The organism is Geovibrio sp. ADMFC3 (assembly GCF_054687035.1).
Map to the genome: position 1 here is coordinate 3,106,634 of NZ_BAAFZG010000002.1, position 10,677 is coordinate 3,117,310.

Below are 10,677 nucleotides of genomic sequence, written 5' to 3' on the forward strand. Positions count from 1 at the left end.
AACCGGCTGCCTTGCATAGGAGGAAATGTACGAGGGGAGACTTCCTAATTCCGTTTTATCTTCTCTTTATGCCCGGCAATATTGAATTAGTCGGGCATTGTTCAACACAATCCATGCAGTTTGTACATTTTTCAATAAACTCTTTGTCTGCTTTTGTTACTTCTATTTTTTCTTTGCAGTTATTAGCACATTGGTTACATTGGAGCCCTTGCGTCAGAAGACATGTACTTTGATTTACTGACGGTCTTATTTTATATCCGGGAATTTTTGCAATCAGTCTCATAATGAGAGACACCGGACAGATACAGGAACACCATTTTCTGAAAAAAATAAGCTCAACAGTCAGAATGATGGGAAAAATAATTAAATTGGCACTTGGCTCAAAAACATGAAATATTTTTAATACAGCAAAAATAAACCCGAAGAAAATACCTATAGGGCATATCAGGCAGAACACCGGGAATTTTAAGAGAAAAGAGGCTATGACCGATACCGCAAGAACAGCATGAGGTATGTATTTTACAAAATAACCGGCAGTTTTGGCTGCCGCAGTGTTTTGAATGCCTGTTATTCGTGAGATAAACGAAGTGGGACAAAACCACGAGCAAAAGAACCTGCCGCCTAAATAAGCAACCGCAGTGAATACCGCCACACCGGTGAGCATTCCCTGTGGAATCGAACGGGAAGCCGCCGTAACCTGCACAAAACCAACAGGACACATATTGCAGAATGTGCCGATGCCTGTGTTTGTAAAATCTGCAGCCGCAACGGCAATAACTGCGCCAGTAAGAACAAAGTACCGAATTTTAGTCAGATGTATTTTTTTCAATGTTTTCTTCCTTTGTGCTTATCACAGTTTCAGCTTTTCTGGGCGGTGCATCTGAAGGTCTTTTTCTTACAATTATTCCTTTTCCCAGAATGGATGACCTCAGCGATATGGAGGGGCATTTAAGCTCGCATATCCCGCATCCGTTGCATTTTTCGGGTATAATGACCGGCCGCTTGTATTCATCCAGACAGATTGCTTTTGTCGGGCAGTTATCAACGCACACTGTGCATCCTGTCCAGTCCCACGCAACACAGTCTTTTTCAATTATTACCGCCAGACCTATATCAAGAGTTTCTTTTGTTACCGGCTGAAGGGCTCCTGTGGGGCATATTTCCGAGCATTTGAGGCATGAGTTGCAGTAACTTCTTTTAAAAGAAATTACCGGAGTATTTGCCTTAAGGAGCCCGTGTTCAAAAGATGCCGGGATTATAATATTGGTCGGGCATATCTGGACGCATTTCTGACAGCGGTTGCATCTGGCTAAAAAACTGTTTTCAGACAATGCTCCCGGAGGTCTCAGCAGAGTGTCCTCCTTGTTATCCGCAAAAAGGCTGTCAGGAGACACACAAACAGCCGCCGCTGCTGACAGAAATGTTCTTCTGGTAAGCTTCATGGCATTATTCCCGTATTCAGAATATGAATCTGTTGTTGATACTGTCGTTTAAAACGGGCATCTGGTTAATAAGCACACTGAGCAGAAAGATTCCTGCGGCAAATGATGCACAGCATATGACTGATGCCACAGCTTTTTTTCTCACTGACGAAAAGACAGTTATAGCTAAAGGGACTGCAAATGACAGCACCACCGTCATCCAGAAGATGGGCGCATAACTGCCGTAGATTAATTTTGCAAAGGAAAATATTCTGTCTTCAGGTTCAAGCCAGCCAACTCTTAAGCTGAAAATCAGCAGGATTAGTCCATAGACAGAGATAATGACAGCTCCGGCATTGGATGTCAGCGCTTCGTCAAGTGTCAGGTCTTTGTTGATACTTATTAGATTCCATGCAGCAAAGATGGCGGAAACAATGAGAAAGGCTGAAAACAGATAAGTATTCAAGGCCGGTCTGGTTATTATCATGTAATTCCTTGCTAAACAAAAAACCGCAGCAAGACTGACTATTACTGAAATGTTTCTCACTGCGGAGCTTGTTTTGCCTTTGAAAAAGAGCAGAAACGAGAAAAATGCAGCAGCAAGCTGCATAAGCAAAGCAGTGCTTAAGCCGGAATAGGGTCTCATCAGAATATTCAGCATTCTCGAGAATTCGTTTAAACCAAGCAAAATGATCAGTGATGCAGATGCACTGCTGATTCCCGCAGAAAGTGCAAAATATTTATGCTTGTCCCGTTTGTTAAAACAGGCAGCAAGTGAAGCATACAGCAGCAAAGCTGCTCCGGTGAGCCCCAAAAACATGAAAAATACCATATTCCATTTTGTATTCATGATATTATATCCTTGCTTTTTGATTAAGCTGTACAAGCAGTCCGTCAATTATGTTCAAATCCATTGTGAGAAAAGCAGTGGTTAATTCTGCAAGCCCGATGTAAAACTCTGTGCCTGCAACTTTTTTAACGTCATTGCAAAATGAAGGAACCCAGTTGACAAGGTGCTTATTTATAAATGATTTTTGTTCATCAAGATTAGAAACAACCTCTTCGGGGCTATCCTTATCGATTTTTTGTTTTAAACTGCTGCATAAATAAGCCATAAACTCAAGCTCAAGAGCTAAATGGTCTTCAGGAATATTATATTTGTCGTCAACTCCAAGTCCGTGCTTACGGTAAATGTAAAGCACTTCATCTCTGGCTTCCTGCATTATCAAACGCTTATCGCTTGTGTATACAGATTCGTAAGGAAATGCGCTTTGTTCGGTCTCAACCACTCCAGCACCGAGAAATATTCTTGCGTAATCCACTGCTAAATCTGTGATAGGATCGTGCCGTTTAACGCTAACAAAATCATGCATCTTTTCATATCCGGTCCGGAGTTCTTTTTCTTCGGAAAAACGCACATTTTTTATCATATCGTAAAGCTCCGGCGTGACCTCTGTTTTATAAAGAGTTGCCAGCAGTATATACATGTTTTCCCTTTCTTCCGTTATACTTGAGTAAACTGTTAACTCGCTCATGGATAAAACCTCATTAAATAGTGGAGAGCGGAATATTCTCCGCTCTCCGGTTTGTTATTGTATGACTTTGGTATTCAGGCTATCAGTCCTTCTCCGGGAAAAACACCCATGATTTTCTGTCATGCCATTTAGCAGTTTTATCGCTGAGAATATATTTTACAGTGGGCTTATTCCCTGCATCCGGAAGGGTGTGAATATTTTTTGTACCGACTTCCCTGATTTTTTTATTAATGTCGCTTTGGGGATCTTCCGCATCACCCACAAACCGTGCCTTCGCACAGCATGCTTTAACGCAGGCAGGTTTGTCCGGAGCTTTAAGGTGATCGCAGAGTGTACATTTTTCGATAACCTGATTCTTTCCGTTGAAGGATCTTGCCTTGTAGGGGCATGCGGATATGCATGCCATGCAGGCGATACATTTGTTGTGGTCCACAAGGATAACTCCCTCTTCGTTAATATACGAAGCTCCTGTGGGGCACACTTCAACGCATGGCGCATTTTCGCATGACTGGCAAAGTGCAGGCAGGAAATACATTTCAAGGTCAGGGAATACTCCGGTGGGTCCCATGGTGAAGACCTTGTTCCATTGAACACCGAGATCTATGTTGTTTTCGTTTTTGCATGCAATTTCACATGAAAAGCAGCCTATACAACGATCAAGGTCTATTAACATTGTTTTCTTTTTCATTTCACAACTCCGCTGACTCTTTTAGTAGGTTTAGATATTTCCGGCATCCACGGTTCAAAGTCTTCGGGTTTGGTCCATACCCCTTTGGGGGCCCCTTCGGCTTTGTATATTTTTACCTGATAGCCTCTGAGAGTGTATGTCCCTACCACTTCGTTGTACGGAGCGTCACTCCTGCTGAGAACGTTAACGTTCATCTCCTGCCAGCCGTGAGTTTTTTCGTTTATATTTTCCGGGTTCCAGAACCTTTCCATGTAAACGGTACCGGTTGCTATGCCCTCTGTGACAAGAGCCCGTGCATTGATTCGTCCTCTTTTTGACTCAACCCATACCCAATCGCTCTGTTCGATTCCGTATTTTCTGGCGTCAATAGGGTTGACCCATATGTCGGCCACAGGCTGTATCTCTCTGAGATAAGGGATATTTCTGAGCGTAATATGATGCCAGAATGGAAGCCTTCCATTTGTCATAACAAGAGGAAACTCCTTGCCCACAGGTCTGTTAGGACTTTCTTCCGGTTCGATGAAGAAGGGCAGGGGATTGTAATCGTGCGGAGCCGGAGGCAGAGGAGTCTTAACAAAAGGCGCCCCTGTTCTGCCGAGTGTGATAAGGGTTTCAAGGTATATTTCACACTTTTTGGAAAGAGTGTTAAAGCCTTTAGGTTTTCCGGTTTTCGGGTCTATCTGTTTGTAAACGTAGTATTCCTTCATTTCTGAGAGCGGAAATTTCTCAACAGACCCTTTTTTAAGGTCTTCCCATTTCATGTCATATGATTTGCACCACCAGTCAAGCTGATCCTGATAGTCAACAAATGTGGGGTGCTGGGGCGCTGTCTCTTTCGGATCAAGGGTGCGTTTGCACTGTTCATGTCCGAGTTCTGCGCAGCGTTTTACGATCCATGCCCATATTTCGTATTCGTTGACAGTCTCATAAAGATGCGTTGTCGCCTGACGAGGGAAAAACTTATTGAAGCAGTCCACAGGAAGGTCTGTCTCAAGCCATTCATTTGTCGGGAGCAGGAAATCCGCATAAGGCGAAAAGCCTGTGGGGTACATATACATATGGACTATAAGTTCAAGATTATGAACCACTTTAGACCATTCATAAGTGTTTGCGAGAGTACCCATTTTGTTTCCGGATCTTTCAAGCCATGCTTTAAGTTTGTATGGTTTGCCGGTTTTAAGAGCATTAAGGTGCTTGGCAACGTTACCTGTCCACCACTGCATCATTCCCTTGAACTCTGTTCCGCCGAGACGCTTTTTAAGCTGGTCAAAAGAAAGGAAATTCATAAGAGGGTCTGTGCCCACAGGGCTTCTGCATGCGTTTTTAAAGCGCTGGAGAGCTGCGCCGGGTTTTTCGATGTTCCCCATTATAATATTCAGTATGGCTGCACAATGAGCCATCTGTGTGGAGTTGGGGTTCTGATCTGTTGCAACGCCGAGAGACAGCCATGAAGGCTTCTCTGAATATATTTTTATCGCCTTAACAATGTCCGCTTCCCTGAGCCAGCAGGTTTCAGCAGCTTTTTTTATTGTCCACGGTTCTGCTCTTTCTTTGAGCATCTGAAATCCGGTTTTACATTCAGAACCGTTAACGCTGTATGTTCCTGCTATGGCAACGTCAAACGAATCATTCCACGGATATTCAAGAGGCTGGGCAGATTTTGTCTTTTTGTCCCAGACAACAAATACATCATTTCTGCCGCCTTTCTTGATATCACTTTCTCTGAGATACATTTTTGTTTTTGTATTAACCAGATAGGGCATATTTGTCCATTTAAGGCAGAAGTCGTAGTCATAAAGATTATTTTCGAGAATGTAGCGTATCCACGCCAGTCCGAGGGCAACGTCTGTTCCCGGACGAATGGGAAGCCATACATCCGCTTTGGAAGCATCAGGTGTGAAGCGCGGGTCAATTACAACAGTTTTAACCCCTCTCGCCCTGTTTTCCACAAGAACCCTTCCTGCTTGTGAAGGTCCGCTGTAGGAAGGAGCAGTACCCCAGAGAACAGCGGCTTTTGTTTTAAGGTTATTGTAATCGTATGCCTCATGTATGTTGTTGTCGCCCAGACTCGTATCACTGTTATAGAAAGTTCCTCCTCCGTAACAGAACATGAACATAAGGGTTCTGGGGAGATAACACTGAGCGGCTCCGGGTTCAAACCAGTTTGGGGTATCAAATGAGTTGCAGAACCTGCCGGGGCTCATGAAATTAGGGTTACCGCCGCCGCCTGTTGAGGCAAACACTGATTCAGCACCGTATTTTTCCCGGAATTCCATAAGTTTGCGGGCTATTTTGTCGATAGCTTCTTCCCATGAAACCCTTTTCCATTTGTTTTCGCCTCTTGCTCCGACACGCTGCATGGGGTACTTGTTTCTGTTTGGGTTGTACAGTGCCTGAATGCCGGAAAGACCTTTTACGCAGAGCGCACCTTCGCTTCGTGTGAATTCAGGATTACCCTCAAGCTTTATAACTCTTCCGTCTTTAACATGCGCCAGAACACCGCACTCAGCCGTGCAGTTACGGCAGCATGTAGTGATGATCTGCACACCGCTTTGTTCCTGTGCATTGGCTTTTTCGACAAGCATTCCGCTTCCGAATCCGCTGAAGGACAGAGCCGTGCCTGTTACTGCTGTAGCTTTAATGAAATCCCTTCGGTTCATTTTAAGTTGCTTCATTTTTTTCTCCTTGATTTTATTCTCAAAGCCTCTGTTTGGTTAAATCTGCGACTTGAGAAATTCAGCACCTTTGTCTGTTGTTTTCCATTTTCCGTTCCACTCTAGTCCGCCTGCATCTTCAAGCGCCCCGATGAAGTATGCAGGGAATATTTCCGTGTGTTCATCGCCTGTCACCGGTTCGATCACACTTTCAATTGTGTCCTTAGCAGAAGGTGTTATGCACATTTCAAGAATGCGGATGTACAGATCTTTAAACTCTGCATCATTAGTGAACAGCGCAGACAAAAGGGCAGTGGAATCCTGCTGCTCTGCAACCTGAATTCCTTCTTCAGTGCTAAACCAGATATCTTCACCTGTTTCTGATGACTCGGATTTCAAGCCGCCTGCATTCTTCAGCCAGGATATGATTGTTCCCGGCTCCTGAAGCACGCAAACTCCATTGCTGAGTTTTCCTATCTGCCCGATCAGTTCTGAAGTTGTGCGCCCTGAAGTACAGAATTTGAGCATCCCGTACATGATTGAATGAAGGTCTTGCTCTGCTTCGATCCTCTCTGTCAGGTTTTTAAAAATAGTTTCATCCGCCATTTTTCTTCTCCTGTTTACAAAATTGAAAAGGCGTATTTGAGACGTATGTGAAGTCTGGAGACATCGCTGGAATCGTCATTGCGCATGTCTGTGTACATGATATTCAGGCTCAGTCCTTCCAATGATTTGAATTCTTTTCCGAAGTCGTAAATTGCCTGATACTCAAACTGATCACCGTTGCTTGCATTTCCATCGTTATCAAATGTTGTGTAGTGGATTTTTCCGTAAAGACCGTTTAAACCAATCCTGCTGAAATCATAAGATGAAGAAATGGCGTAAACTTTTTGATTTGGAATAAGACCGGAGATAAACTCCTCTGTTTTTATTATTCTGCCGAATCCCCAGGGAGTTTCATAAGAATCATCTCCTGTCTGGGCATAGTAACCGGTTACATTAAAACCCTTATAGGTTACTCCTGTTTCAAAGCCCGCTTCATAGGTGTCTATGGAGCCCATGAATTCATCACCGGTTGATTTCTGTTTCACATACGAAGGTTTGAAAGAAGCGACAACATCATTAAACTGTTTTTCAAAATTAACGCTGATGTAACCGGCATTAAAGAAATTATCCAGATTATAGGCGAAGGCTTCGGTGAAAAGATTTACTACATCGCTGCGCAGATTATATTTGAGCCCGCCCACAAGGAGCGCTTCTTTATCCGCAGACGGATTAATGTATTGGGATATGGATTTAAAATCATCATCAGCCCAGTCCGCAAATTCTGTAATGTAGTATGCATGAAGCTCAAGATCTTTTATGCTTCTGTTTACTACTGTAAGCCCTTTGAATGTCTTCGGAAGAACTCTGCCGGGGTCAGGGTTTGCAAGGGGGGTGTACAACTGCTGGATACCGTATTTTATTGCAGTATCAAACCAGTTTCCCTGTATATATGCATCTACAAACCTGTTTAACCCTTTGTGTCCTAGTCTGAGTGCGCGGTCCTCATACTTGTCATCATCACTGTAAAAGTTATCAGCAGAACCGTAACCGAAACCGAAACTAATTCCTTTTAATTCGGCTGTCTGATAATAAAATAATGTACCGGCGATATTATCATTCTTATCAGAAAACCTTTCTGTGTTACCCTCCTGTTCAAAGGTTTGAGAAAAAGAGTAAAGCATCAGCTCTCCCCTTGCACTGCCTTCTTTGAACATGCCTGCAATATTATCTGCAGCCGGACACTTTAACGGAGCAGAAAAGGTGAACAAAACCAGCAACCCGAAGAGGGCAGCTTTCGCAATCAATTCAATAAATCTTTCTTTTGGCATACATGCTTCTCCTTATAGCGTTTTGTACTGCTGAAAGAGCAGTGCATGTGCCAAAGTATCTTTTTTTGTTATATCCAATTTATCAGTTATTTATAAAAAACAGTGTTTTGGTATTTTTTCCCAAAAATGACAAAAATGACAAAAATGACAAAAAGATATCGATTGAATGAAAAGGGTGGGCAGCTTATTCTGAATAACAGATTTCATTGTTGTATTTTTTATTTGAGGTGATACATAATGATCGCTAAATTGCAAACACCAATAATTTCATTCAGCACTGCTCCGCATATCTGGAATCAGATTGTGGAAGCGAAGCACCAGTTTATCCAGACAGGTATTTTACCGGAACCATCACAATATCTTCCTGAAGAAGTTCTGGCTATGTGGCAGCGTTCGAGAGACATGGGTATTGTTTGGGAACGTGAATTCCAAATCCCGCAGCTTCCGAAAGAAAAGTTTGAGGCACTTCTTAATAAGAAGCAAAACCTCATCAATCTATTTTTCGATTATGTCAAAAGCTACTCAAATATTTTGAATCACACTAAATTTGATATGAATCTGTGTGATGAAAATGGTGTAATGCTCACGCTGCCGATGTTTTTTAATAAATTAAAAGGCTGGGATTATGCGATAAACTCTACAGGTGATATATGGAGTGAGGAAAATGTGGGCTGTACTGCACATACCCTCGCTCTGAGATATAACCGACCGGTGCATATTGTTGGTCCTGCCAACTACATGACAGCTCTTGAAGAAAATGTATCCTCCGCCGCACCGGTGACCAATGAATACGGAGATATAATAGGATGCGTAATACTTAGTCAAGGTAAGGCTAATATATCTGAAATGCTTGAACATACTCTGGGGTGGACAACATCACTGGCTCAGGCTCTCTCAAGCCAAATCAGACTTTTTGGAAGAAGTAAAAGGCTTAAAATTATGGACTCAACCCTGAAAGCGGCTTTTGAGCATTCTGATTACGGGTATATCTCAATTGATAACGCAGGGTATATCATTAATATAAACAACGAAGCCAAAAGACTTCTGCGGATTGAAGGTACAAAAGCAAGGGCAAAACTTCAGTCTCTGTTGGATGATCCATCTGTGCTTATTCAGGCACTATATACCGGACGTGCTGTGAAAAATCAGGAAATAGGCATTCTGAACAATCAGTCAGATAAAGTGAAATTTGACATATCACCTTTTTACAACAGAAATGAAAGGTACTCAAAAGGCGCTATAATAAAGATGTCTCGTGTTAACAGTTCTTTTGATACTTGCAGACCTCATGTATGTCATACCACATTTGATAATATTATTTCCAAAAGCTCTGTTATGGACAAGCTGAAGAGCAGAGCAAAAATAGTTGCCGCAAAACCTGTTAATATTCTTCTCTTAGGTGAAAGCGGAACAGGAAAAGAGGTTTTTGCCCGTGCGGTACATAATTTTTATAATCCGAAGGCTCCGTTTATTGCAATAAACTGTGCGTCTATTCCGAGAAATCTCATTGAAAGTGAGCTTTTTGGTTACGAAAAAGGCGCTTTCACCGGAGCAGAAAAGAACGGTAAGAAAGGGAAAATTGAACTTGCCGACGGAGGAACACTTTTTCTTGATGAGATAGGAGATATGCCGAGCGAACTCCAGCCTGTTTTGCTTCGTGTTCTGGAGCAGAGAGAGGTTGTCAGGGTTGGCGGACATAAGGTTATTCCTGTAAATTTCAGAGTAATATCAGCAACAAACAAACCGCTTACTGCGGAAATGTTTAATGATAACTTCAGGCAGGATATTTATTTCAGACTTTCTGTTATTAAAATTGAGATTCCGCCTCTCAGGCAGCGTACAGATGATATATTGCTTCTTGCAGATCATTTTATTCGTGTGACATGCGAGAAATTTAATCTTCCTGTGTATACTCTGAGTCAGGAAGCAGAAGAAGTTCTGACAGATTATTGCTGGCCAGGCAATGTCCGTGAGCTTGAAAATGCTATTACATATGCCGTTACAGTTGCAAAGGGAAATGAGGTTAATGTATCTGATTTGCCGGGTGATATCTTTGAAATGCAGAACAGGAAGAAGTGTTCTGAGCTTGGCGATATAAAAAAGATGGAGAGGGAACTCATTTTAAAAACTCTTAAGAAAACAGGAAGTGTCAAATGTACTGCCGACTATTTAGGGATGAGCCTCTCAACTGTTTACAGAAAAATAAAACAAATACGCATAGAGGGTTCAGTTTTGTCATCTATGATGTAGTTATGGATATAATTTAAAGGGAACATCAATGCTGACAGTTGTTTTAATTCTTACCAGAACAATTTTGCATAAACACAGAAAAGCTATTGACTAACCTTATTCTCTTTGATATAAACGGATTCCCCAACAGTGAAGAGTAGCGGGATGTAGCGCAGCTTGGTAGCGTACACCCTTGGGGTGGGTGTGGTCGCAGGTTCAAATCCTGTCATCCCGATTTCTGAAAGGCGTTGAGATAAAAGATGTTTTTCTTTTGTC

Annotated in this window: 9 protein-coding genes and 1 tRNA gene; 2 read left to right on the forward strand and 8 right to left on the reverse strand. The window is 42.4% G+C overall.

The annotated features are described in order from the left end of the window. Positions 1 to 55: 55 nt before the first annotated feature. The 8 genes from ACYRYY_RS15145 to ACYRYY_RS15180 all read right to left on the reverse strand — a co-directional run bounded on the left by ACYRYY_RS15145 (position 56) and on the right by ACYRYY_RS15180 (position 8,172). Positions 56 to 829 (reverse strand): 4Fe-4S binding protein, encoded by a 774-nt coding sequence (locus tag ACYRYY_RS15145; protein WP_460216429.1) that lies wholly within the window; start codon positions 827 to 829, stop codon positions 56 to 58. Continuing rightward, complete coding sequence (locus ACYRYY_RS15150) at positions 807 to 1,442, reverse strand: 4Fe-4S dicluster domain-containing protein (RefSeq protein ID WP_460216430.1); 636 nt, start codon at positions 1,440 to 1,442, stop codon at positions 807 to 809. Before ACYRYY_RS15150 ends, ACYRYY_RS15145 begins: the two co-directional genes overlap by 23 nt. Before the next feature lie 16 nt (positions 1,443 to 1,458). Beyond that, the gene (locus tag ACYRYY_RS15155; protein WP_460216431.1) at positions 1,459 to 2,271 is read right to left on the reverse strand and encodes a hypothetical protein; all 813 of its coding nucleotides are present in this window, start codon (positions 2,269 to 2,271) and stop codon (positions 1,459 to 1,461) included. A 4-nt stretch (positions 2,272 to 2,275) separates the two neighbouring features. Next, on the reverse strand, positions 2,276 to 2,956 hold the full coding sequence (locus ACYRYY_RS15160) for a TorD/DmsD family molecular chaperone (RefSeq protein WP_460216433.1): 681 nt from the start codon (positions 2,954 to 2,956) through the stop codon (positions 2,276 to 2,278). Positions 2,957 to 3,038: 82 nt separating this feature from the next. Next, positions 3,039 to 3,644 carry a 4Fe-4S dicluster domain-containing protein gene (locus ACYRYY_RS15165; protein WP_460216435.1) on the reverse strand — a complete coding sequence of 202 codons (606 nt, stop codon included), beginning with the start codon at positions 3,642 to 3,644 and terminating at the stop codon, positions 3,039 to 3,041. Further along, complete coding sequence (locus ACYRYY_RS15170) at positions 3,641 to 6,319, reverse strand: molybdopterin-containing oxidoreductase family protein (protein ID WP_460216436.1); 2,679 nt, start codon at positions 6,317 to 6,319, stop codon at positions 3,641 to 3,643. Before ACYRYY_RS15170 ends, ACYRYY_RS15165 begins: the two co-directional genes overlap by 4 nt. A gap of 39 nt (positions 6,320 to 6,358) precedes the next feature. Continuing rightward, entirely contained in the window at positions 6,359 to 6,904 is a 546-nt protein-coding gene (locus ACYRYY_RS15175) for a hypothetical protein (RefSeq protein WP_460216437.1), read from the reverse strand. 14 nt (positions 6,905 to 6,918) lie between these two features. Then, positions 6,919 to 8,172, reverse strand: a complete 1,254-nt coding sequence (locus ACYRYY_RS15180; protein ID WP_460216438.1) for an OprD family outer membrane porin — start codon at positions 8,170 to 8,172, stop codon at positions 6,919 to 6,921. Between the two features lie 237 nt (positions 8,173 to 8,409). Here ACYRYY_RS15180 and ACYRYY_RS15185 point away from each other — a divergent pair, with 237 nt between their 5' ends. Together ACYRYY_RS15185 and ACYRYY_RS15190 are read left to right on the forward strand one after the other, a co-directional pair. Further along, a complete protein-coding gene (locus tag ACYRYY_RS15185) occupies positions 8,410 to 10,422 on the forward strand; it encodes a sigma-54 interaction domain-containing protein (protein WP_460216439.1) in 2,013 nt (670 codons plus the stop codon). A gap of 140 nt (positions 10,423 to 10,562) precedes the next feature. After that, positions 10,563 to 10,636 (forward strand) — tRNA-Pro (locus ACYRYY_RS15190). Positions 10,637 to 10,677: the final 41 nt, after the last annotated feature.